Here is a 23,031-nt window from a genome sequence, read left to right on the forward strand (position 1 = left end):
TAAAAACACATGATTTTTGTATATAAATCAGAAGAGAACAGAAAACAAAATCAGACAGATAATAAACTGTTTTTTGTTAATTCATAAATACCTGTGGTTTAAGATATTGGGATAACAATCAAAAGAGGAAAATCATTTTTTTTATTAAACATTTTGTAGTTCTAAAAATACCCCCTATCTTTGCGTTCAATTAAACGAACGTCTATTGAAACACTCGCTTTTTCAATTAATATCATACTATATACCAAATAGTTATCTAATCAGAAGCGTTCATTTTCTCTTTAATTCCATCTTTACTTGCCTACCGATAGTTTCCTTTCTACCTTTGCCACAAATTAACAACATTTAGTTATTAACAAAATAAAAGAAATTATGGACAAAGAAAAAGGATTATTTCAGATTGCGGACAAAAGTGTAAAAAAACGCCATTAGCGAAGCACAACAATCTAATACAGAAATAGTTAAAAAAACAAGAGGCAGAAAGAAAGGAATACCGATACGTGGAATAATTTCGCATAAAGGAGAACTTATCAAAGCGTTGATAAAATCCTACATAGAAGATGCGAACATACAAAATATCAATACATGTCAGGCTTCACTCGCACGCTACATCAATGAAAAAAGACTAATCGGAAATATTAAAAACGGAGTATTTAAACCATTATCCATCAGTTCAATATTAGTCTATATCAGCAGCATTTGGGAAGAAGTAGAAAAGAATAGACAGCACAAACCCGCCATCCACAAAAATACGCACAATGAATTATGATAATCCGTCTTACATGAAACGCCCCCTATCTTCGTGGCGATAACATTTTATCAACTTAAAAAATATACGTATGAAACGGAAAAAAAGACCGGCATCACAAAGTGAAGCCATGAAACTGAGATGGAAGAGACGGATTGTCTTTGAGAAAGGATATACCGAACAATGTGCCGAATGGATGGCGGAGCGCCTGGAAGCATTAACAGACCACCTGCAATACGGGCACGCAGCCATCGCTTATCAGAAGCAGAACGGAGATTTCAAGCTGGTGAAAGCGACACTGATCTACTATGAAGCGGAATTCCACAAGAAGTATGATCCCACACAAATTGAAGGTGCAGTAGTCTACTGGAATGTGGACGAACAGCGATGGACGACATTCCAGGTGGAGAACTTCATGGAGTGGAGACCGATCGTATAAGGTGGGCACCACAGATTACACGGGATTTTCACAGATGAATGATTTCTATTTTGAGGAATCAAGTGAAAACGTCTTTGGGAATCCGGTGTAATTCGGGATAAAAGTATTACGGATAAAAAACAACTAATCTAAAAAAACAATGGCAATAGCATATGACGGGATCAACTATTTCCCGATAGGCGTAAACTTCATGGAAGAGAACGCAATGGAAGTGATAGAGGCAAAATACGGAATAAAGGGTTCGGCAATCGTATTGAAGCTGCTTTGCAAAATATACAAGGAGGGATACTTCATCCGTTGGGATGAGGAGCAGTGCCTGATCTTTGCCAACAAGGCAGGAAGGGAAGTGCAGGCCGCTGAGGTACAGGGGATCATCGAAATTCTCTTCATCAAAGGGATACTGGACAGAAACAGTTATCTGGAAAACGGAATACTGACTTCGGAAAGCCTACAGAAGGTATGGCTGGAAGCTACGAAGCGGAGAAAGCGAGAGCTGTCGGAGCTCCCCTACCTGATGGTGAGACCGGAAAAGGAAAGCGGCAAACCGGACAATGCATCCACACAACAGGAAATTGAGCAACTCAAGCCGCTTAAAGAAGGGAAAGCATCTGCCGGCACAGGAAATGTAGTACATGATGTAGCCGTTAACGCAAAAAATGCATGCAATTCCGGACAAAGTAAAGTAAAGAAAAGTAAAGCAAAGGAAAATAAAGAATTACCCCCCTCAGCTCCCCCCAAGGGGAAGGAGGAAGAAAGGAAGGAGGATTCTGCTTCTCTCCCGATACCGGGATACGCTTTCAATACGATGACGCACAATTATCCGGGACTGACGGATACGCTCCAAAGATTGGGGATCAACGAGGTAAGCGAGGTAAATGCCATTCTCAGGCTGTCGGACTATGGAAGAAAGGGAACGACGGTGTGGCGGCTGATTGCCAACACTTGCTGGAGTGACATAGGGGCAAAAGGAAGGTATCTGATAGCGGCACTGAATAAGGCAAAAAGGAAATAAACGGATAGTGCAAGTCCTCTGTGTATAGTTGACAAAAAAGCAAGTATATCGGTTTTAGCCAGCAGAGACCTTCAGTGAGACAAAGAAGTAAAGGTCAAACTTAACAAGCTGAAAAACAAGCTATTCAAAGTACAAAACATCTGTCAGTAAAAGCTTTGTTTTAACACAGAGTTAAAGTTTATTCTTTGGATGCAAATAACAAGTGTTTTAAATGCAAAAGACTTGTTATTTGCACACAAGAATAAAAATGGCCGAGAAAGGGTGTTAACAATGTTAATAATAAGGATAACAAACTGTATTTACGTACTACTATATAAGAATACTTTCTTGTATCAGAGAGACCACTCTATTTTAACGAAATCTTCCAATCTATATAGTAAAGCGCATAAAGGTTTATTCCATGGTTCAACACAAATAGAGAATCTAGCCTGAAATCATTAAAAGCTAAAACGGATACCGGAATTCCAAACCCATTCCCAACGCTTATAAACAACGTTGTACTGATACTCTACCCCTGTTTTTAACTGTAATTTCTTATTAAGGCTATAAGAAAAACCTGTGCCCACATAATATGGAGTAGCTGTAGTTGGCAATATTACTGTTCGGTTCTTATCAATAGTATAGCCACCATAAACACGATACGCCAAATGGTCTGTAAACTTGAACTGTATATCAGTTTTCCTCTTTATCAATACTCGGGGATCCCCTGTGTCTAACTGGGATTTTATAAATAACTGTTTATTGCCCAACATGTAGACCTTCATGAAGAGTGAATCTTGCCAGATATTCAACTCATTAACTTTAAAAGTGGATATATGGTATTTACTAAAGACGTTAGGTCTGTAGAATAGGAAATCTTTGATTGGTAAAATGGCAGAACGAGATTGAAATTTAAATAAGCGTCGTGGAGAAGAAAAAACTCTGTCAAGTTCTCTCAATACCTTCTGGTTAATTCGGATTTCAGCTTGTCCTGCCAATACTTTCTTTAACTTCAAAGAGTCATTTTGTGTCCACACATTTTGTTCTTGTCCTTGCATGACCAAAGGCAAACATAAAGAAAATATGATAAATAAAATGAATCTCATCAACACTTTGCCATTAATTAAGAATAATCAATAATATATTGCATTTCCTTACTTTCATACAATGGATAAACAAGTAACCATATATTATAATTAAGAACGTGAAACTTCGATTTGCCCCTACGCACCCCCATAATATTTAATATCATTAAGCATTACTTCACAAGTGTATGGAATACAGAATTAAAAGCAACCATTTTTAGTCTTGACTATCATTTTCACATATAATAATGCAGAATCACTGCATAGCCTATAAGTGCATATTTCCAAATTACATCCTAAATCATCTATAAATTAACATTATAGCTTTTATAAGCTATTGTTCTTGACAGCGACAGATAAAATTATTATTTTTGCACTTGAAACAAAAAGCAAAAAATATGTATGCAACCATTTCTGCAGATATAGTGTCTTCCACTTCATTATCAGCATCTAAAGCCATTGAACTGAAGCAAAGAAACTATGCCACTTGCTTCAAAATAAATTCCGAAAAATACAAACAATTGGTTATTACTAAGGATACCGCTAAAACCGAATATGTTCTTGCAGGGACCTTCTTAAATTTTGGAATAGCACTGCTTTGCGAATTATTGGCTGCAAAATGAGATGGAAAATCTTCAGGAGAAATACAATGCTCTAATTAAGAGGTATAATACCCTATTGGATGAAAACGAAGAGTTGAAATCAATTCTTCTACAACACGGCATTGTATATCCTGCCAAGAATATTACGAACGAGTCGACATTCTCTTCCATCACGTTCCCTCCCATCAAGCTCTCTCTCGATGAAAAAGTTGCCTTGTTTCGCAGTTTCTTCAAAGGTCGTGAAGATGTCTTTGCACGAAGATGGTTTAGCAAGACCGCTGAAAAAGGTGGCTATCAACCGGTCTGTATCAACGAATGGTACAGAGGTGTCTGTGACAAAAAACGAAACAAGTGTACAGAATGCCGGAACCGAAACTTTGCTCCTTTGGCAAACCAAGACATCTATCGCCATTTGGAGGGAAAAGATGAAAATGGATGTGACGTAATTGGGCTATATGCTATCACCCTCGACAATAAATGCTCTTTTCTATGTGCCGATTTTGACGACAAGAATTGCACTCACGGATACAAAGAGGATGTATTGGCTTTCATTGCAGTTTGCAGGAACTGGGAAATTCCATACAGCATAGAACGCTCACGCTCCGGTAACGGGGCGCACGTATGGACTTTCTTTAAAGAACCTATACCTTCCTACAAAGCAAGGAAATTAGGTAACACCATCCTGACAGAAGCCATGAAACTAAACGGGCGTATTACATTTGATTCATACGACCGCTTCTTCCCCAATCAAGACAGGCTACCAGAAGGTGGTTTCGGAAATCTGATAGCCTTGCCATTGCAAGGCAGAGCAAGAAAAGCAGGCAACAGTGTTTTTGTAGATGAAGAATTTCTACCTTTCAAAGACCAATGGGCTTATTTATACGGTATAAAGAAGATAGATGAAAGTGTTGTGGATGGATTACTGGCTCAATACCGGCAGGAAGATTTTGGAGCATTGGCAACATCTTCAGAGACAAAACCGTGGGAGTCCCCTATTATTCAGAATATTACACGGAATGATTTCGATGGGAGGCTGAAAATCAACAAGTCGGATAAGATATACATTCCGCTGCACTCCATTTCCGATACGGTAGTCAATCATCTTAAACGTATCGCAGCATTCAAGAATCCTGAGTTCTACAGTAAACAGGCTATGCGAATCTCCACTTACAATGTTCCTCGCATTATTTGTCGTGCCGATTTCACAGATGAATATATTGTAATGCCTCGTGGTTGCGAAGACGCAATAACAGCAATGCTATCATCTCTTGGCGTCACTTATGAAATAGTAGATAGAACTAATCAAGGCAAACATATTGCCGTAGCATTTAAAGGCAAGGAACGTGAAGAGCAATTAAATGCCATCAATACCCTCATGGCTCACACCAATGGGGTACTATCAGCAACAACCGCTTTTGGAAAAACCGTAACGGCAGCAGCATTGATTGCCCGAAAAAAGGTAAACACGCTCATACTGATTCACTCAAAAGCATTGCTTTTGCAATGGCACGAACGCCTTTCCGAATTTCTTGACATTGATTTCACAGAACCAGATATTCCCAAGAAGCGTGGTAGAAAGAATGCTTTCTCACCCATCGGCTGTTTAGATTCAACCTCAAACACACTACATGGAGTTATCGATATTGCACTTATGCAATCATGCTTTGAAAATGGTGAAGTCAAGCCTTTCGTTCAAGAATACGGAATGGTCATTGTGGATGAATGTCATCACGTGTCTTCCGTAACATTCGAAAATGTACTTAAAAACATCACATCGCATTTTGTTTACGGGCTTACGGCTACGCCAATCCGTAAGGATGGTTTGCAACCCATCATCTTTATGCAATGCGGACCGATTCGATACTCGTCTGATGCTAAAGCGCAAATAGAAAAACAATCGTTTCGGCGTTATCTTGTGCCCAGATTCACATCTTATCGTCCAATAACTGATGACAAACAGTCGTTTACGGCATTATCGCAATCGCTTTCTGAGTCTGAAATCCGAAACACACTTATTGTAGAAGACGTGCTGCATAATGTAGCGGAAAGTCGCACTCCTATTATATTGACAAACAGAACATCTCATGTGAAATTGCTTGCCGAGATGCTGGAACCACATATCGCCAATGTAATCCAACTGACAGGAGAAGGGTCAACTAGGAACAAGCGAGAAGCCTTTCAAAGACTGTATGACATACCGCAAGATGCCCCTCTTGTGATAGTGGCTACAGGAAAATACATTGGCGAAGGATTTGATTATCCACGATTGGATACGCTATTTCTTGCTCTTCCTATATCATGGAAAGGGCTGGTTGCCCAATATGCAGGTCGTTTACACCGGGAGAGAGAAGGTAAAACGGATGTGCGTGTCTATGATTATGTTGATATACACGAACCTGTTTGTGAAAATATGTACCGAAAACGGCTCAAGGGATATGCTGCTATTGGTTATAGTGTATTGTCCAAAGACAACCCTACCTTGTTTAACAATATCGATAGTTTACAATCATCTTCGTATGAAGGACAGATTTTCAATGGAAGCACATTCCGTCAGTCATTTACAAAAGCATTGAAAAGTTCAAAACAATCCATTGTAGTATCTTCTCCAAAACTCTATCACACAGAACGAAATGCATTTGTCAAAATCCTAAAAAAACTTCAAACAAACGGCATTGAAGTAGCGATTATTACATCCGCTTCAAACGAACAAACAGAGTATCTAAAAAATCAAGGATTATTCGTAAGGGTTGTACCCAATTTGTCATTATGTTCATGTGTCATAGATAAATCTATAGTTTGGTATGGTAGCATTAATCTCCTTGGTTATCCGACAGAAGAAGATAGTATCATAAAATGTCCAGGTTTCAAACTTGCAACCGAACTTTTGGATATCATTTTCTGTAGCGACAAACAACACGACATCACGACACAATGATTAAAATGTAATGACAATGGGACGAACAAGTAAAGGCAAAAAAGAAAATAAAGGAAAAATAGATTACCTGTTCCAGTTTCTCAAACTCAGTATCTAAAGAACTATCATTGTGTAGTTTATATCCAACAAGATCATAATCTTAACTAAGGCATCATCAGATAAAACAATCGACATAGAAAACACAAACCTTCTTAAAGTTACAATTGGTCTGATTTCAGTAACTGTAATGGTTTTCTTCCATTTATTCCACCGATAACTCCACTCGTTCTTCTTCCTTTGAACAACGGGAACATTTTTTACTCCTGAATGCCTTGTTTATTATTATCCAATTAAGAAACGGTACAAAAAAAGCCCCATACCGGGAAGCTGTCTTTTATATTAATTTATTTTATTTCTTTGGGAAAATGTTTCTTTATATGGAACCATTTACTTATTTTTGCATCAAAATAAAAGTAATGGAAGTAAAAGCTAAATTCAAGGTTGTATATTCAAAGGAGGCAGACGATTTTCTGAATCACTTACCCTCAAAGATCAAAGACAAGATCATCTACAACATTGCCAAAGCGAAGTTTGTGATTGACCCCGAACTCTTTAAAAAATTAGATGATACGGACATTTGGGAGTTCAGGACATTCTATAAGAAAGTAAAATACAGGCTGCTGGCCTTTTGGGACAAAGATAGCGGCGCAGACACGTTGGTGATTGCCACGCATGGATTTATCAAGAAGACTCAAAAGACACCGCCCAAAGAAACAGCCAAAGCCGAAGAGATCAGAAAAGCATATTTTAACTCAAAAAAATAAAGCGTATGGAAACAATGAAGTTTTATACAGAAGAAGAAATATTAGATAGGCACATAGGAGAAAAAGACACTCCCAAGAGAGATAAGTTTGAAGCGGACCTGCATTCGTTTCTGATTGGCGAAGCGATCAAACAAGCCCGGCAATCAAAGAATCTGACCCAAGAAGAATTAGGTAACTTGATCGGGGTGCAAAGAGCGCAGATCTCCCGGATCGAGAACGGGAAGAACCTGACTTTTTCTACTATTTCCAGAGTTTTCAAGGCTATGGGAATAAGCGCTAAACTTGAAATTGGCAATTTAGGAAAAGTCGCTTTGTGGTAACCCGGATATAAAAAAGAATAGTCTATATAAACCGTATAGGCTATTTTTGTATAATCAGTTCCTTCTTGCTTGCTTCTAACACCTCTTCTCTTTCCGGTCTCTCGCCATCAAATGATACCATTTCTCTAAATCCGAAACCCCTGCAGTTCCTAATGAAACGCACCACGGAAACAGGTGTGTAATTTATCTGGAAACAGGTAAATTTACCGCTGAATATTACCGGGAAACAGGCTTTTTATTAAAATCGAGGTAATGTTGCCTCAATTTACCCTCCACTTGCGGGCCACTCCTCAGGCAATCACTATTGCCATAAATTACAGGCACTAAATCCCACATACTTGATATGTTGTATGAAATTGTATACCAAGTATCAACTTACGAATTCATCAACTAAAAATCCCTCAATAAGCCCCTATTCCGGGCTACGAGGTGATAAATTACAATAAACTGGCAATAAATTCTTATCTTTATCACAGCATAAAGAGAGATTTTGAACTATCTTTGTGGTAGAATAGATTAGCAAACAAGCAGATCTATATAGTAAATCATATATTAACTACTTAAAAATCAAAAGAGAATATGTCAATGCATACTTGGTTTGAGTGTAAGATCCGTTACGAGAAATTGATGGAAAACGGAATGAACAAGAAAGTTACTGAACCTTATCTCGTGGATGCACTCAGCTTTACAGAAGCAGAAGCACGCATTATTGAGGAGATGACCCCGTTCATTACAGGAGAATTTACCGTATCGGATATCAAACGAGCCAACTATAGTGAACTTTTCCCCAGCGAAGAAGAGGCTGCTGACCGCTGGTTTAAGTGTAAACTGATTTTTATCACACTGGACGAAAAAAGCGGTGCCGAAAAGAAAACATCGACTCAAGTTTTGGTGCAGGCCGCCGATCTGCGCGATGCTGTAAAGAAGCTGGATGAAGGCATGAAAGGTACAATGGCTGATTATCAGATCGGTTCTGTTGCTGAAACAGCAATTATGGATGTATATCCGTATAGTTCTGAGCCTAATGATAAACCGGAAGTATAATTTTGGAATAGAAATAAATATAACTCACCACAGATTACACGGATTCTCACAGATTAATAATTTATTTTACTGGGAGTTAAATTAAAATATCAGTGTTAATCTGTGTAATCTGTGGTGAACTCAAAACTGGTAAAAAATGAATGTTACTGATAACTTAAAGCAGGTCCTGGCCGAATTGCCATCCGGCGTTCGACTGGTTGCGGTTTCGAAATTCCACCCGAACGAAGCTATTGAAGAAGCTTATCGTACAGGACAAAGAATTTTCGGAGAAAGCAAAGTGCAGGAGATGACAGGCAAGTATGAAAGCCTGCCCAAGGACATTGAGTGGCATTTTATCGGGCACTTGCAGACAAACAAAATCAAATATATGGCTCCGTATGTGTCCATGATTCATGGAATCGACTCGTACAAGTTGTTAGCGGAAGTAAATAAACAAGCTATCAAAGCAGGAAGAGTCATTCGCTGTTTGCTGCAAATACATATTGCCCAGGAAGAAACCAAATTTGGTTTCAGTTTTGACGAATGCAAGGAGATGTTGAATGCCGACGAATGGAAAGCACTGGCAAACATACAGATATGCGGACTGATGGGAATGGCTACCAACACAGATTCGAAAGAACAAATCGAACGGGAATTCCGTTCTTTAAATTGTTTCTTCCACGAAGTGAAAAAACAATATTTTGCTGACGAACCGACTTTTTGCGAACTCTCAATGGGGATGTCCCACGATTATCACCTCGCCATTGCAGAAGGCAGCACGCTGGTAAGAGTAGGAAGTAAAATTTTCGGGGAAAGAGTTTATTAATAATTGAAACAATGAGACAGAAAATTCATTGAAAAACCATTAACAATAATTACCATGGCCGACTTAAAAACAACCTTTGCGGGATTGACTTTAAAAAATCCTGTTATCATCAGTAGTTCGGGACTCACTAACAGCGCTGCTAAAAACGCTAAGCTGGAAGCAGCCGGTGCAGGAGCTATTGTCCTGAAATCACTGTTCGAAGAGCAAATTATGCTGGAAGCTGACCGCTTGAGAAACCCGTCTTATTATCCGGAAGGAAGTGACTATCTGGCTGAATATATCCGCAATCACAAACTGGCTGAATATCTGGAACTGATTAAAGAAAGCAAAAAGGCCTGCACCATTCCCGTCATTGCAAGTATAAACTGCTATACTGACTCAGAATGGATAGACTTTGCCAAGCAAATAGAAGAAGCCGGTGCAGATGCGCTGGAAATCAACATTCTTGCTTTGCAATCGGACATCCAATATAAATATGGTTCATTTGAACAGCGTCACATCGATATCTTAAGCCATATAAAGAAAACGATTCGTATTCCGGTTATTATGAAGTTAGGCAGTAACTTTACGAATCCGGTAGCCCTGATCGATCAACTATATGCCAACGGTGCAGCGGCAGTTGTTCTCTTCAACCGTTTCTATCAACCGGATATTGATGTAGAGAAGATGGAGCATACTTCAGGAGACGTGTTCAGCAACGCGTCCGACCTTTCGGCAACCCTGCGTTGGATAGGTATTTCTTCATCATTGGTTACTAAAATAGATTATGCCGCTTCGGGAGGTATTCATAAACCGGACGCAATCGTAAAAGCCATTTTAGCCGGAGCATCTGCCATAGAGGTATGCAGTGCCATTTATCAGAACACCAACTTGTTTATAGGAGAAATGAACCGTTTCCTGGGTGCATGGATGGAAAGAAAAGGCTTCAAACACATCTCGCAATTCAAAGGTAAATTGAACGCCAAAGATGTAGAAGGTATCAATATGTTTGAACGTACTCAATTCCTGAAATATTTTTCTGAGAAATAAAGATAATAACGATGAACGGTGAACAAGCTTCACAGCTTGCTCACCGCTCTTTTTAATCCATAGTTCTTTTTAAATTCAAATTTCATTGAGACGCTTCAGGTCTGTAATTGGCCTACAAAAATTTCTGGTAAGCTTTTGCTAATTTTTCATCATAACGATTCTCCTTATAAGCAGGACCATTGTAACGTCTGGCAAACTCTGCCCAGTCTTTGGCTTGCAAAGCGGGAAGCATTCCGGATTGTTTGATAAATCGGGCAGACAATATTAACTGGCTGCATTCACTCGCACACATAGCTTTTACAAAACTGTCGACACTCTTCTCTCCGCAGGCCGCATAGTTAAAACCCATAATCTGGAACATCCCCCAACTGGCAGAAGCATCCGCTGCTTCATGATTGATTTGGCGGGCTTGTTCCAAACGATCGTATTCACCCATACCGCCTTTATAATGTCCTTTCTCCCATTTGGGATAGAGAATGTTTTCATTCCCTTTCACATGCGATTCAGGATTGATATTCCGCTTTTTCAACTGATTCCAGAAAATATGACCTTCGAAAAGGATAGCGGGCTTACCGGGAGAAAAGAATCCTCCTTTTCCGCCTGTCTCCACTTGCTGTACGGCTTTTAAAGCAGCCACTTCCACATCGAGCAATCGGGCAACAAGAACAAAATCTTCTTCTGTCAAACGTTCAGTAGTGGGACGTCCTGTAAAAAACAGGGATTCCCAGGTACGGTATCCCACGATCCCATCAGCATCCAGTTGGCTTTTCTGTTGAAAATCAACAACCGATTCTTTCATTTCCTGTGTGAAAATCCGGCTTTCATTCACTGAATAGCCATTGCGTTTCAGCCCCTGACACAACAAGAGAGCTTCTTCGCCTTCATAATCCAATTTAATCGTTTTCATATTCCAATTAGTTTTTATTTATCATCTCATCTGTCCTGCCTTTTCCAGCTCGTAAAGCGACTTATAGGCACGATATATAAACTGGAAGAATTCATAACCGGTAAAATAACCGTCTGTACCAATACCGCTATTTCCCGATGAAGTACCACTAAAGAATTTTCCGTCCGGCAGAATGTCCGTCTGGACAAGTTTGGGATAATAAACTTCTTTCCATAATTTCATGTCTTCACCTGAGAATGAAGCACATCCCTTTTCTGCCGGAAATCTGTTCACGTACTTTTCCAGCATTGCCGCACACTCCATCAGGAGTTTTTTTTGTTCATTGGCGTTTGCGCCCATTTTATTTAATATAGGATTCATACTCTTTTATTTTTTAATGTTTAATTCAAATCTTATTTCACTAATCCTGGGTTTAAGACCCATATAGTCAATCTTTAAGACCGCAACTGTATTTTCCTTGTTACGACAAGTCACCTTGTTAGTAAAATACAAATTCCCGCTTTCGTCCGGAAAAACAGCAGTGCAATGCAAGTGCTCTCCTGTCTGGCGATAAGTCAGCAAACGCTGATCGCACATACGCAAGAAAAACAAAAAGGCATTTACAAAACTATCGACATGGATAATCCGTATTTCGGGATGATAACTACTGAGAGGCTTACCGACCAGTTTGTTATCTTTCAACAGAAAACAACGTGCCTGTTCCGCACATTTGTCTGCCGACATCGCAACGGAAGGTTCATTTATCGTTATTTCAGCTGCATTATCCACTTCCGGCTGAGGAACGGCTTCCGAAACTACAACAGTTTCCGTATTTTCCTTTCGGAACGGATGGCGGATCTTCTCCCCCACCCGTTTGAAAAAAGTTAATTTCATAGTCCGTACACTTAGCCGTTGAATTTGCTCTTTCTCTCCAGATTCTCTTGTGCATTCTGCACTTTCCGTAATGCGTCAAAAGCCGGTTTTGATTTCATACGGTCTATGTTCAGACGCAAGTGACAGGATGGACATTGCAAAGCATTGGATGTCAACAACTCAAAAATCGATGTTTCAATAAACGTTCCGCATTGCGGACACTTCATCCCGGCTTTCTGTTCACGGGCATGTTCTGCTACATTATTCATTTCTTTCCTCCTTCCGTTATTTCTTCAGTTTCAGTCTCTTCTACTTGCATATTGCTTGCCGTCAGATGTAGTAAGTTGGACAATCCGGCAGGCACATCTGCCTGACGCATCTTCACCTTTACTTTCATATTCGCCGACAAGCTCTGCTGCACATTTGAGGTGCTGCTGCCCTCTCCCTGTTTGGGAGCCAGCGAAGCCCGGAGTTTAAATCCTCCCCCACTTTGCGGCTCACTCACGCTTTTGCCTTCTTCCAGCGAGAATTTCTCTTCTGCTGTCTCCGATAAAGCATCCAGGATTTTAATATCAAAATCGAAATCCGCCTCCTGCACTTGTAACAGTGGCAAAGGTACCAGCGTAAGTATCGGGATACTCACACTTTGTTTTCTTCCTCCACCGGCATCCTGACTCTGATAGTTGAACGTAAGCATACGTATCTTACCGGTCCGTCCTGTTGCAGGATCATAAGATTCAAATGCTATTTTCATCAAATAATCCAGATATCTTTGCGAAGATAATGAATCTGCTTCAATTGTTGCGATCAAAGGACCGGCAATTAATTGCTGAAGTTCCATTACCTGACTACTAACGCTCCTAACTTTCTTTTTATCCATATTGTACCAATTGATTAGGATTGATTATCGCATCACAAAATCTTCCAGTAACGAATCATCGTCCGTTTGACTGACTGAATAATTGCGAGGACTGAACTTGATCTTAAAACTGTGTATCGCTTCTTCAGGCATATTCATCAGTTCATCAGCCGTGATGGCCACATCCAGCTGTGGAAATGAATGAAGACTTTTGAAGTTAGCGTCTACCGAGAGCTTTTTCACAATAGCTTCCATCGCTTTTATAATGTTCTTTTCAGCGGTATCACGAAGTTTTTCTCCATCTTCTCCGGCAAAAAGATCATCAAGGTCCGTATCATAAAGAAACTTTTTACGCACGACATCCGTCAGCCTGCTGATCACAACATCGTTGTTCACAGAACCATTACTGCTGTCCACAGCATCATAGAGGTTATTCCGGAAAGAGTTTCTCATATTACGGCTCAGAAAAGTGCAGAATTCCTGATGAAGTTTGTTTTCTTTTTTAAGCCGTTCAAAGAAGTGTTTCTCTCCTTCATTTCTCTCTATATCCGAGGTCATCACTGTAGTGGCGGCACTGCTGATAGCTACCCTCGCAACCTGTTCGCACAGTTCCTTGAGGAATTGACGGAACTTATCATATTTGATATTAAACTGTTGCTGACTTTCCGATGCACTTTTCACACCATATTTTAAATCCAGTTCCATATCGCTGACCATGACATTAGGCAGTTGAAAATCTTTCGCCTTTCCGTCTTTCCCGTAAGAGTCGCCAAGCGACAATGAATAAAGGTTGGCCTCGTGCTGTGCCGAAACAATATCACGCAATATAGAGCCGATTACTGAACTTAACTGAGCCATATTATGAGTTCTTAAGTTTTAATTAATGTTATGCCGGTGTCCCAGTCTGAGGAGCTGCCGTATCTTTCTTCACTTCGATAATAACTTCCTTCTTGCTTCCCTCTGCTTTGACAGTGTATTTACCTTCCGGCAAATCGATAATTTTACTGTCACCACTTACCTTAAAGTCAGCAGCGTTGGCACCGGTTCCGGAAATAGTCAGTTTTTCAGGAGCCAGCAGACCATTAGGATCCTTATAGGTAGCAATCAGCTGTACTTTCTCTTTGCCATCTTCAATCAGCAGCAAGTTGCTGTTCACTTCCAATGTACCGGTTGGATCGGAAACATCCAATGAATTACCCAGCAATTCCAGGATTTTAGAAAGACCTGCCGGCATACTGTCCTGTCCGGCTTTTACAGCCACGTCCATAGTATACTCTACACTGTACTTAGAATCGGAAGTCGCTTTAGAGTCCTTTTTCGATGAATAGCTTGCATTCATATTGGCATTCATCTTGAAGCATCCCAATCCCAAACTGGCCGAAGCCTTCAGGGCCGCATCTTTGGATACTGACTCGTTTGTTTCTGCTGCCGATGAAGAAGAAGCACTGATATTAGCCTTAAAATTGATGTCCACTTCACGGATTGCAATATAAGGAATAGGAACGATAGTCAGCAACGGAATATTCAACTGAACCAGGCGTCCGCCCTGAATGAATGAGAACGAAACGTTAACCGCTGTTTTCTCACCGGTTTCCGGATTCACATTAATACCCACGTTCTGAATAAACTCCCAAGTTGTTTTTGCTGCTAAAGCCTGCGCTTCCACACATGCCTTCAACGGGCCACCAATAATAGAACCAAACGGAATCGACTGCAACGCACTGGTTGCAACTTGCGACGGTGTTTTGTCAACTGCCATAATAATTGTTTTTTAAATTTGTTACTTAATTGTTTTTTCTCTTTTGTAAGCTTACGATGCAAAGGTAGTGCACGTTCTTTGCGTAGTAAATTTTTAATTTTAGACGGAGCCGGATTTCTTCCCACTCCCTTTCGTCACTTTCCCAATGCCCGTTTTGAATAAATCTTATGGAAACAGGCTTGAAAGTCCTTTTTGTGAGATTCACTCACCGGCAACATCTTTTTCCCGATGTGTACGTAGTTACCGGCAAACCCGGTCACTTTAAAAAGATTGATAGCATACGACCGGTGGATCCTTTTAAATTTGCTACAAGGCAGATCATTGTTGAAAACACGATCCAAAGGATAGCTCACTGTTATCTCGGCACCATCCTCCATATAAATGACACAATAACTTCCGGATGCTTCCACCCATAAGATTTCATCCAGAAGCACCCTTCTGTACTCATCACTGAAGTACACAAAAATAGCATTATCAACCAATGAGTTTTCCGACTCACCACAATAACAATACGGTTTGATCAAGTTCTCTTTCATAATTATTTTATTGTTAGTTAACTGAAGTACGTCCATGCGATTATTTAGCATAATCTCCTCCGGGAGAAAAGTACAAAGTATGTTTCAGGCTGTCATAATAAAACAGAATACAACCCTCTGCCCGGATATACCCTTTTGTGGGTGAACTAAGATGAAGAGGATAGCGGACCGGACAGACTCGTCCGTCATTAATACGATGATGAACAATAGCAAAATATCCTATGCTGTCTGTCCCTAATGTTATGTCCGGACGGTCTGTGGATGATTTCCATCTTCCATACATACCGTCCGGCATTTCTACCGGACTATGCCGGCAGCTTAAAAACACAGGCATGATAAAGACAAAATACAAAAACAGCCTGTATAGACCTCTATTTTTGCTCATAACTTAACTTATTAAATTTCATTTAGTGCAAAAATAGGATTTTATTAACTTATAGAAATTTTACGTTCTGTATAGTGCGCTTTTTTTTCCGAATACCAGATTATTCTTTCCGAAAGTATTCTCTTATAAAACACATATAAAGTTTAAAACACCCTTTTATCAATAGAAAAACAAATATAAATTCACTTTTAATACTGAAATAAAAAAATACCATTTTATATTAATATCTGTCAATGTGTTTCTCCCACAGGTTTATATAGGATGGCATTGATACGCTGTTCTTCATAAATAATTAATTGATGGGTAACCTCTGCAAGATCAGACTTCATGTGATATAGATAAGTACGCCCGGTTAATCTTTCTTCCATAATCCGTTCCAACTCCTTACCTATATTATCAGAAGGATCGATCTCCATAACACGTGGTATGACGGCTCTGGAAACAGCAGATTCTCCTTCCTGCCCCTGCAAATAATCGTATTGGGACAGCGTATAGTCCATCAACTGCTCATAGTTCAGTTTTTTCCGGGAAGCCATCGTTTCCGCCAAAGGAATATAGTAAAGAATATCTTTGATAAAAGAACTGTATTCAGTCTGTATCCGACGCACCAATTGCATATATTTTTGCTCTTCCGGCGAAAGGCGGGAGGAGGTGAAAGAAAAGGATGCAGCAACCATCTGATATTCGAGATTTTTATTGATCTCGCTCAAGACCTCTTTGGCATATGCATAATTCTTCATGGATATGGATGAAACGATGGTATTCAACACATAGAGATCAATGGATTTCAGATTCTCTGCCAATTCTTGTTTAAAACCGGTAAACCAATCTTGTTGCTGAGTATAGATGATGGTATCCAACTGCAAAAGTTTCAGGTCATGGTGGAGTACACCGGTTTGACGAAGTGTCTTGTTTAAAATCAAGATTGAAATGACTCCGCCAATGATTCCTCCGATGTAACTACCTCCGAAACCAATCCAGGTGGGCACATCGTCCGCACCCGGCATCAGGGTCAACGGATTCAGTCTGATCAATGCCCAGTTGATCGGAAAAGGAAGTACAAGAGTCAGCCCAAGCAAAATAAGAAGATCCTTCTTACCCAAAGTGAAATTGTCTGTCTGCATAGATACTTACTTAAAAAAAACAGTGATCAGTTGTTCCAGTGATTCGCCTTCCAGAAAGTGCCAATGATCTGTCGGTAATCGCAGGACAGAAGCATTCGGATAATATTTGTTCCACAATCTTTCGCAATTGTCATATTCAGTCCGGAATATACGGTAGTTTTCCTCTGTCCATGCCTCTTCGGGAGACAATCCGGCCTGTTGATGGAATAATCCGGATAACAACACAATCACCTCTCCCTGATAAATCAGGTTGGGAGTCGTACTGAAATAAATATCAATGATTTCGTTCCGTTCACGTATCATCTCGTCAGTATCTCCGGGGAATATCAGTAAAGGATAATTCCGGCACAAAGCGGGATTCTGCCAGGCCTGTCCGTCGAGTGCGAAAACCTTCGGTGTTATCCCCATAGAGCGGCGTAACAACTCGGCCAGGCCGATTGCCAGTTCGGCACCCATACAGAAACCGGTAAGCGCGTAAACAGTACGTTCCCGGATCATTGGTTGTACCGCCCGGGCATAATATTCCAGCAATCCCGTAACATCCGCGGCCACTTTCCAGAAGTGATCGTAAACAGCATCTATCACAAGAATATCATATTTTTCGTATAAGCGGTCGGCAAAATGAAAATACCAATGATTGAAATAAGCAGACCCGCAAACCAGAATGATAACCGGCTTTTTGAGATTTTGCTGCTTATACCAATAAACGGGTTCTTGCCGGGGAACCACCAACAGCCGGCGCAGAGTATCGGTAGCATAAACGGCAGATACACTAATCGGGCATCCTCTTTTATTTGCCTCGGTAACCAGCCTCAGTATATCCAACGAAGTCATTCCGAGGTCATCAATCAAACCGGCCTCAACACTGACCCGGGGTAAATTCAGCATTTCCTTCAAAATATCACATAAAATGATTTCTCCCGGATGCACCGGAGGGACATACTCCAACTCCACCGGAGCAAAAGGCGGGAGTGAACGAGTATCGATCTTATCATTCATTGTACGCTGAAAACGATCTACCACCTGCCATAAATTAGGTATCATGTAATAAGGAAGTTCCGACCGTAAACGTTCTTTTACATCTTCCGGATGAAAACAGCCGGGCACTGATGGTTGCAAGTAAGCACCCAATAATTGCCGTCCATTTTGCTCCACTACCACTACGTGAGATTTCTCAACCTCCGGGTCCTTATTCAGGCATTCCGTTATCTCCCTCAGTTCAATACGGAATCCCCGTATCTTGACTTGTGTGTCCTTTCGTCCGATAAAACGTATAGAACCGTCAGGCTGTTGCCGGACCAAATCGCCCGTCCTGTACAACCGTTCCCCATGATAGAAGATAAATGATTTTTCATTCAACTCTTTATTCCCGATATATCCGGGTGAAACCTGTGGACCACTCAAATAAAGCTCTCCTGTTGCTCCACCAACCACCTGTTGAAGATCTTCGGACAAGATATGGCAGGTGGTTCCTTCCAGCGGATAACCGATATTGTCGTACGAAGTCTCATCATTTACAATCCGTATGGTGCTGAGTACCGTATTCTCTGTCGGACCATAGACATTCATCAACCGGTATGGCTGTTGTTTCAGCCTATTAAACAACTTTTCACTGATAGCCTCAGCACCAAACAGCAAAGTCTTCATGAACGGAAAGTCAAGATTGGCAAACATGCCCAATAATGAAGGAGCGAAAAAGGCCACATTCACTTGCTCACGCCTGATCAGTACGTCCAGCAAAGAAATGTCCCTGCGTTCCTCCTCCCCCGCCAAAACCAAAGTCCCCCCAATCGGCACACACATCATTAACTCTAATATGGAGGCATCAAAACTGATACTGGCAAAGGCGAGATACCTGTCCGAGGGGTTGGCTAAATGATAAAGTTCCGTATTCATCAGGTTCTTTGTAAATGTCCCCAGATTGGAATAACTGATCTGTACCCCCTTGGGATTTCCTGTCGTCCCGGAAGTATATATGATGTAGGCGCAATCATCGGGGAAGACCTCGGCATATCCGTCAATGGAGGGGCCGGAGAGTGCTGACAAGTCCAGATGGAGCTGGCAGACTTCCGGAATTCCACTGACTTCATCCGGTGAATCGGTCAATAACAAAACCATACCTGCATTTTCGGCCATGTATCGTTTACGGTTATCCGGCAAAGCAGGATCTATGGGCAGATAAGTCGCCCCCAATCGAAAAATGGCCATAATAGCAGGAACCAGCGTTTTATTCCGTCCCATACAAACTCCGATACAGACATTGCGGAAGCCGGATGCATGAGTCACCGGAAAATGTTGACGGACAATTTGCGCTATTTTCCCGGAATAACGTTCCAGTTCCTGATAAGAGACAGTACCGTCTTTCGCAATGACGGCCGTTTGGTCACCCCAAGTAGAGAATGACTGAAAAAAAGTTTCTTGAATATTTGTTTTCATTATTGTTTTTTGATTTAGAAATTATACAATATACTACCGGAAATCCACCGTCCTTTCTGCCGGATGGGGATATTTGCTCCTCCACATTCATATCGGTTATTAAAGAGATTCTCAACTCCCAGACTGCCTTCTATCTGTTTGTACCTGCATCTGGTAGTGAAAGAGAAAACAGTATAGCCCGGCAGACGGACAGTATAATTGGTGGCATCTCCGTTGAGTCCGTTTTCCAATACGCTGACCTGTGTATAGCAACGGCTATTACAATTCATTTTTACATGGGCAGACCAGTTCCATATTTTCTTCTTTACCAGGAAATAGCCGGCTACAAGGTTTACGGAAAAATCCGGCACATTGTTAACCGACCCGTCGGTAACAAAGAAATTGGTATAACCCAATACTCTCTGATAGCACAAGTTTGCATCCAGATTTAATCGGTTTGCCCGGTAACGCGCGGTTACCTCGATACCTCCCATATCCAGCAGACCGGCATTTTCGTAAATACGGGTTTCCGGTTGGGTAAACAGAAAATGGGAAGCCCGGTTGTAGAAAAGGTTGCATTCAACATCTATATGAAAGGGGCGATAATGATAGGCACAAGTCAACTGGTACGAACTCAGATATTCAGCCTGCAGATTCTCGCCACCGGAGTAAGTATCCATATCGTTGTTTCTGTAATAATAGGGTGCATCGACAAACGACCTGGAATAACTGGCTTTCAGATTCAGTCCGTCCCGAAGATAAATAAGCGATACACGGGGAGAAAAGGCCTGCATTATCCGGTTATTTCTCCGTTTCTTATAGTCGTATCTGATTCCGGCATTTACAATCCAGTTTTTATGCAGATTATGTTTGAATTGAAGAAATACGTTTGCGTTCATTTCGTGACCAGTGTAAAGCCGCTTGTCGGTCCATGTCCTGACTATTTCTCTGAAATTCATACCTTCCAGGTATTCAGAATCATAAAGTGCATACCGATTCCACTCCACGCCGCCAAGCATATTACCTTTTCCGTATCTTCCCCAATCGTAAGTATAGCTCACACGAGTGTTAAAGCCAACATTGAAGTCCATCCAGCGGATGTATTGAAAAACTCCACGATCCGGAAAAATGAGTTTGGTGCTGTCATTGGGATTGAGGTAAATAGGGTAATCCTGCAATGTATCTCCTGCGGTTTCATAACGTACATTTTTGTTCCAGTCGGTGTAGAACGTCGTACTGAAGCTCACATTTTGCCACGTACGACTGTAAACCGCCTGCTCTCTGGCCGACCATCTGGAATATCCCGGACCGGCACCATCAAAAGTGCGGAACTTCTTATAAGAGTAGGGTGAAGCAAAAAGCCACATGCTATAAGGCTGCCTTTTTTTAGCATAGTTCATACTAAAACTGAAAAGTAAGTTTCCCCGTTGCAGTTTAATGCCGCCATCCAGAGCGGGCAGTTCGGAATAACCGTCCAGATAAATAAATCCGTCTCTCGGATAAAGGGCATATTGTTTGCCGGCAGGGACAAAAACCGGCTCTCCCGTTGCACGATACAAGGAAAACCATGCCATAAAATCCATGTTCATGTCGTGTTTGCCCAATAACAAGTCGACAGCCAGCTGCCCCCGGTCTCCGGCACCGACAGATACGGCACCATTACGAATGTCCACCCCGTCCTTAGTGACAATATTAATCACGGCTGTCAGCGCCACGCTACCGTAAAGCGAAGAAGCCGGTCCGCGAAGCACTTCTATCTGTTTGACTTTAGCCAGACTAATACCATAATCCGGCGAAACAGCATTCGTGATGTAACTGTTCAGGCGCTGCCCATCCTGCATAACCAGTATGTTTTCCTGTCCGGACGAATAGACTCCCCTCATAGCCAGATTCATCTCTTCATTGGAAGACAAACCGGATATGCCGGGAACATAAGCAATCAATACGTCACGCAGGCATCGGGCATGAATAGCCCGAATCATCTCCTCTGTAATCAGAGTGACAGGTACAGGAGCTTCTTCCGGAGTCTCCACCTGTTGCGAAGCCGTGACCAAGGTTACTTTAGTCTCCCTGTGCTTCCTGACCATGTCCGCAAAACGTTCCGGATCCTGTAACGAGATATAATAGTAGGGTTCGTCCTTCAACAACAATGAAACATATTGTTCCGCTTCTGCAAAACGGTCCAAAGCCAGAAGACATAAAGCAGCCAGGCGGCATGCCTCGGTGCGCATCGTCCCCCGAAAAAACGGCAGATTCTCCTCCAATATACGGCAGGCTTGATCAATATCTCCAGTTTTATAAAGCGCTTCTGCCCTTACAAATGAATTTCGGACACTGTCTGCCGATTGTGCTGTCAGTTGCACGGCAAAAAAACAGGAGAAGATATATAACAACAGGTAGCGTTTCATGTGACCGGGATGATAAAACGAAAACAAGTATATTCATGTTGAACCGAATCAAACAGCACCTTTCCGTGATGTTTGTTTTCTATAATATCGCGGACGATCGACATTCCGAGCCCTGTCCCCTGCCCGACCGGTTTAGTCGTAAAAAAAGAGTCGAACAATCTTTGCTTGACTTCCGGACTCATACCTTCTCCATTATCACGGATGGTAAGCACGATTCTTTTATCCAGCTTTTCCAGACTCACCGTTATCTCAGGAGAATATCCTTCGGGAGTATCCAGCCATTTTCTCCATACCGCATAGCAGGCGTTGTTCATCACATTCAGCACTGCCCTGCTGAAATCCTGCGGAATCAGCCGGACCGGAGGAATGTCTTTGGCATAGTCTTCATGAATGGCAATATTAAAATTCTTGTAGTTGGCACGCATTGCATGATAAGCCAGCCACACATATTCTTTGGTCAACTTCTGTATCTGTGAAGGCATAAACTCATCATCCTTACCCCTGGAATAGAGTAGAATGCCACGGATAATACTAATAGCCCGGTCACCATGTTCTCTGATCTTGTCCATGTTCTCACGTAATCCGGAAAGTATATCTTTAATATCTTCCAGCGATTCTTCCGGAATACGGTTCCCGGTTTCATCAACAATGGTATCCAGATCGGACAACAACTGCCCGGACAATTTACTGAAATTAATGACAAAGTTCAGTGGGTTCTGTATTTCGTGGGCTATACCGGCACTCAACAATCCCAATGACCCCAACTTTTCCTGTTCTCTGAGCCGTGCTTCCAGCTCTTCAATTCGTTTTTCTTGTGAAATGTTTCTTTCCATAATCAATCTTTTTAAGTACTATATCATTATTAGCTTATATAATCCGACGGGATACTACGCTGTTAATCAAAACAGTGCATTTACCGACTTATTACACCGTCAGGTAAATGCTTTTACGCCGGCATGTAAATGCTTTTACGTCGGCAGGTAAA

General features: G+C 41.3%; 23 protein-coding genes. 9 read left to right on the plus strand and 14 right to left on the minus strand.

Annotation, left to right across the window (positions count from 1 at the left end; genetic code table 11):
* Positions 1 to 839 precede the first annotated feature (839 nt).
* Positions 840 to 1,187: an SH3 beta-barrel fold-containing protein gene (locus tag KO473_RS16665; RefSeq protein ID WP_005820800.1), complete on the plus strand. Its 348-nt coding sequence runs from the start codon at positions 840 to 842 to the stop codon at positions 1,185 to 1,187.
* Positions 1,188 to 1,326: 139 nt separating this feature from the next.
* The gene (locus KO473_RS16670) at positions 1,327 to 2,199 is read left to right on the plus strand and encodes a DUF4373 domain-containing protein (protein ID WP_122130735.1); all 873 of its coding nucleotides are present in this window, start codon (positions 1,327 to 1,329) and stop codon (positions 2,197 to 2,199) included.
* Between the two features lie 437 nt (positions 2,200 to 2,636).
* Here the strand turns inward: KO473_RS16670 and KO473_RS16675 are convergent, their stop codons facing one another.
* Positions 2,637 to 3,284 (minus strand): DUF4858 domain-containing protein, encoded by a 648-nt coding sequence (locus tag KO473_RS16675; RefSeq protein ID WP_005820806.1) that lies wholly within the window; start codon positions 3,282 to 3,284, stop codon positions 2,637 to 2,639.
* Between the two features lie 377 nt (positions 3,285 to 3,661).
* Here KO473_RS16675 and KO473_RS23520 point away from each other — a divergent pair, with 377 nt between their 5' ends.
* The 7 genes from KO473_RS23520 (at position 3,662) to KO473_RS16715 (ending at position 10,801) form a co-directional block, all read left to right on the plus strand.
* On the plus strand, positions 3,662 to 3,886 hold the full coding sequence (locus KO473_RS23520) for a hypothetical protein (RefSeq protein ID WP_005820808.1): 225 nt from the start codon (positions 3,662 to 3,664) through the stop codon (positions 3,884 to 3,886).
* Between the two features lies 1 nt (position 3,887).
* Complete coding sequence (locus KO473_RS16690; protein ID WP_122130734.1) at positions 3,888 to 6,800, plus strand: DEAD/DEAH box helicase family protein; 2,913 nt, start codon at positions 3,888 to 3,890, stop codon at positions 6,798 to 6,800.
* Positions 6,801 to 7,216: 416 nt separating this feature from the next.
* Positions 7,217 to 7,603, plus strand: coding sequence for a type II toxin-antitoxin system RelE/ParE family toxin (locus KO473_RS16695; protein WP_005820812.1), 387 nt, complete (start codon positions 7,217 to 7,219; stop codon positions 7,601 to 7,603).
* Between the two features lie 5 nt (positions 7,604 to 7,608).
* A complete protein-coding gene (locus tag KO473_RS16700) occupies positions 7,609 to 7,923 on the plus strand; it encodes a helix-turn-helix domain-containing protein (RefSeq protein ID WP_005820814.1) in 315 nt (104 codons plus the stop codon).
* 579 nt (positions 7,924 to 8,502) lie between these two features.
* Entirely contained in the window at positions 8,503 to 8,967 is a 465-nt protein-coding gene (locus KO473_RS16705) for a DUF4494 domain-containing protein (RefSeq protein ID WP_005788684.1), read from the plus strand.
* A gap of 136 nt (positions 8,968 to 9,103) precedes the next feature.
* Positions 9,104 to 9,772, plus strand: a complete 669-nt coding sequence (locus KO473_RS16710; protein ID WP_101603277.1) for a YggS family pyridoxal phosphate-dependent enzyme — start codon at positions 9,104 to 9,106, stop codon at positions 9,770 to 9,772.
* A 54-nt stretch (positions 9,773 to 9,826) separates the two neighbouring features.
* Positions 9,827 to 10,801, plus strand: a complete 975-nt coding sequence (locus tag KO473_RS16715) for a dihydroorotate dehydrogenase-like protein (protein WP_005779954.1) — start codon at positions 9,827 to 9,829, stop codon at positions 10,799 to 10,801.
* A gap of 112 nt (positions 10,802 to 10,913) precedes the next feature.
* Here KO473_RS16715 and KO473_RS16720 read toward each other — a convergent pair whose 3' ends face one another.
* The 13 genes from KO473_RS16720 to KO473_RS16780 all read right to left on the minus strand — a co-directional run bounded on the left by KO473_RS16720 (position 10,914) and on the right by KO473_RS16780 (position 22,879).
* Positions 10,914 to 11,708 carry an N-acetylmuramidase family protein gene (locus tag KO473_RS16720; RefSeq protein ID WP_022011874.1) on the minus strand — a complete coding sequence of 265 codons (795 nt, stop codon included), beginning with the start codon at positions 11,706 to 11,708 and terminating at the stop codon, positions 10,914 to 10,916.
* Positions 11,709 to 11,729: 21 nt separating this feature from the next.
* On the minus strand, positions 11,730 to 12,068 hold the full coding sequence (locus KO473_RS16725) for a hypothetical protein (protein WP_005779958.1): 339 nt from the start codon (positions 12,066 to 12,068) through the stop codon (positions 11,730 to 11,732).
* Between the two features lie 6 nt (positions 12,069 to 12,074).
* Positions 12,075 to 12,581: a hypothetical protein gene (locus KO473_RS16730; RefSeq protein WP_005820817.1), complete on the minus strand. Its 507-nt coding sequence runs from the start codon at positions 12,579 to 12,581 to the stop codon at positions 12,075 to 12,077.
* Positions 12,582 to 12,592: 11 nt separating this feature from the next.
* On the minus strand, positions 12,593 to 12,829 hold the full coding sequence (locus tag KO473_RS16735; protein WP_005779961.1) for a hypothetical protein: 237 nt from the start codon (positions 12,827 to 12,829) through the stop codon (positions 12,593 to 12,595).
* Complete coding sequence (locus KO473_RS16740) at positions 12,826 to 13,440, minus strand: DUF2589 domain-containing protein (protein WP_005779963.1); 615 nt, start codon at positions 13,438 to 13,440, stop codon at positions 12,826 to 12,828. Before KO473_RS16740 ends, KO473_RS16735 begins: the two co-directional genes overlap by 4 nt.
* Positions 13,441 to 13,464: 24 nt before the next feature.
* Positions 13,465 to 14,277: a hypothetical protein gene (locus tag KO473_RS16745; protein ID WP_005779965.1), complete on the minus strand. Its 813-nt coding sequence runs from the start codon at positions 14,275 to 14,277 to the stop codon at positions 13,465 to 13,467.
* Between the two features lie 28 nt (positions 14,278 to 14,305).
* Positions 14,306 to 15,178 (minus strand): DUF2589 domain-containing protein, encoded by an 873-nt coding sequence (locus KO473_RS16750; RefSeq protein ID WP_005779967.1) that lies wholly within the window; start codon positions 15,176 to 15,178, stop codon positions 14,306 to 14,308.
* A gap of 134 nt (positions 15,179 to 15,312) precedes the next feature.
* Positions 15,313 to 15,714, minus strand: a complete 402-nt coding sequence (locus KO473_RS16755) for a LytTR family DNA-binding domain-containing protein (protein WP_032535999.1) — start codon at positions 15,712 to 15,714, stop codon at positions 15,313 to 15,315.
* Positions 15,715 to 15,754: 40 nt separating this feature from the next.
* On the minus strand, positions 15,755 to 16,099 hold the full coding sequence (locus KO473_RS16760; RefSeq protein ID WP_005779973.1) for a DUF3876 domain-containing protein: 345 nt from the start codon (positions 16,097 to 16,099) through the stop codon (positions 15,755 to 15,757).
* Between the two features lie 230 nt (positions 16,100 to 16,329).
* Positions 16,330 to 17,223 carry a hypothetical protein gene (locus KO473_RS16765; protein ID WP_122130733.1) on the minus strand — a complete coding sequence of 298 codons (894 nt, stop codon included), beginning with the start codon at positions 17,221 to 17,223 and terminating at the stop codon, positions 16,330 to 16,332.
* Between the two features lie 6 nt (positions 17,224 to 17,229).
* Positions 17,230 to 19,659: an amino acid adenylation domain-containing protein gene (locus KO473_RS16770; RefSeq protein WP_122130732.1), complete on the minus strand. Its 2,430-nt coding sequence runs from the start codon at positions 19,657 to 19,659 to the stop codon at positions 17,230 to 17,232.
* Between the two features lie 14 nt (positions 19,660 to 19,673).
* On the minus strand, positions 19,674 to 22,046 hold the full coding sequence (locus tag KO473_RS16775; protein WP_122130731.1) for a TonB-dependent siderophore receptor: 2,373 nt from the start codon (positions 22,044 to 22,046) through the stop codon (positions 19,674 to 19,676).
* Positions 22,043 to 22,879 (minus strand): sensor histidine kinase, encoded by an 837-nt coding sequence (locus tag KO473_RS16780; protein WP_005820824.1) that lies wholly within the window; start codon positions 22,877 to 22,879, stop codon positions 22,043 to 22,045. The genes KO473_RS16775 and KO473_RS16780 overlap by 4 nt, the downstream gene beginning before the upstream one ends.
* Between the last annotated feature and the right edge of the window lie 152 nt (positions 22,880 to 23,031).

Source organism: Bacteroides sp. HF-4919 (assembly GCF_018860125.1).

Excerpts from the sequence above, each read along its gene's own strand:
- KO473_RS16665 (WP_005820800.1), top strand. The coding sequence starts at position 840 with ATGAAACGGAAAAAAAGACCGGCATCACAAAGTGAAGCCATGAAACTG.
- KO473_RS16670 (WP_122130735.1), top strand. The coding sequence starts at position 1,327 with ATGGCAATAGCATATGACGGGATCAACTATTTCCCGATAGGCGTAAAC.
- KO473_RS16675 (WP_005820806.1), bottom strand. The coding sequence starts at position 3,284 with ATGAGATTCATTTTATTTATCATATTTTCTTTATGTTTGCCTTTGGTC.
- KO473_RS23520 (WP_005820808.1), top strand. The coding sequence starts at position 3,662 with ATGTATGCAACCATTTCTGCAGATATAGTGTCTTCCACTTCATTATCA.
- KO473_RS16690 (WP_122130734.1), top strand. The coding sequence starts at position 3,888 with ATGGAAAATCTTCAGGAGAAATACAATGCTCTAATTAAGAGGTATAAT.
- KO473_RS16695 (WP_005820812.1), top strand. The coding sequence starts at position 7,217 with ATGGAACCATTTACTTATTTTTGCATCAAAATAAAAGTAATGGAAGTA.
- KO473_RS16700 (WP_005820814.1), top strand. The coding sequence starts at position 7,609 with ATGGAAACAATGAAGTTTTATACAGAAGAAGAAATATTAGATAGGCAC.
- KO473_RS16705 (WP_005788684.1), top strand. The coding sequence starts at position 8,503 with ATGTCAATGCATACTTGGTTTGAGTGTAAGATCCGTTACGAGAAATTG.
- KO473_RS16710 (WP_101603277.1), top strand. The coding sequence starts at position 9,104 with ATGAATGTTACTGATAACTTAAAGCAGGTCCTGGCCGAATTGCCATCC.
- KO473_RS16715 (WP_005779954.1), top strand. The coding sequence starts at position 9,827 with ATGGCCGACTTAAAAACAACCTTTGCGGGATTGACTTTAAAAAATCCT.
- KO473_RS16720 (WP_022011874.1), bottom strand. The coding sequence starts at position 11,708 with ATGAAAACGATTAAATTGGATTATGAAGGCGAAGAAGCTCTCTTGTTG.
- KO473_RS16725 (WP_005779958.1), bottom strand. The coding sequence starts at position 12,068 with ATGAATCCTATATTAAATAAAATGGGCGCAAACGCCAATGAACAAAAA.
- KO473_RS16730 (WP_005820817.1), bottom strand. The coding sequence starts at position 12,581 with ATGAAATTAACTTTTTTCAAACGGGTGGGGGAGAAGATCCGCCATCCG.
- KO473_RS16735 (WP_005779961.1), bottom strand. The coding sequence starts at position 12,829 with ATGAATAATGTAGCAGAACATGCCCGTGAACAGAAAGCCGGGATGAAG.
- KO473_RS16740 (WP_005779963.1), bottom strand. The coding sequence starts at position 13,440 with ATGGATAAAAAGAAAGTTAGGAGCGTTAGTAGTCAGGTAATGGAACTT.
- KO473_RS16745 (WP_005779965.1), bottom strand. The coding sequence starts at position 14,277 with ATGGCTCAGTTAAGTTCAGTAATCGGCTCTATATTGCGTGATATTGTT.
- KO473_RS16750 (WP_005779967.1), bottom strand. The coding sequence starts at position 15,178 with ATGGCAGTTGACAAAACACCGTCGCAAGTTGCAACCAGTGCGTTGCAG.
- KO473_RS16755 (WP_032535999.1), bottom strand. The coding sequence starts at position 15,714 with ATGAAAGAGAACTTGATCAAACCGTATTGTTATTGTGGTGAGTCGGAA.
- KO473_RS16760 (WP_005779973.1), bottom strand. The coding sequence starts at position 16,099 with ATGAGCAAAAATAGAGGTCTATACAGGCTGTTTTTGTATTTTGTCTTT.
- KO473_RS16765 (WP_122130733.1), bottom strand. The coding sequence starts at position 17,223 with ATGCAGACAGACAATTTCACTTTGGGTAAGAAGGATCTTCTTATTTTG.
- KO473_RS16770 (WP_122130732.1), bottom strand. The coding sequence starts at position 19,659 with ATGAAAACAAATATTCAAGAAACTTTTTTTCAGTCATTCTCTACTTGG.
- KO473_RS16775 (WP_122130731.1), bottom strand. The coding sequence starts at position 22,046 with ATGAAACGCTACCTGTTGTTATATATCTTCTCCTGTTTTTTTGCCGTG.
- KO473_RS16780 (WP_005820824.1), bottom strand. The coding sequence starts at position 22,879 with ATGGAAAGAAACATTTCACAAGAAAAACGAATTGAAGAGCTGGAAGCA.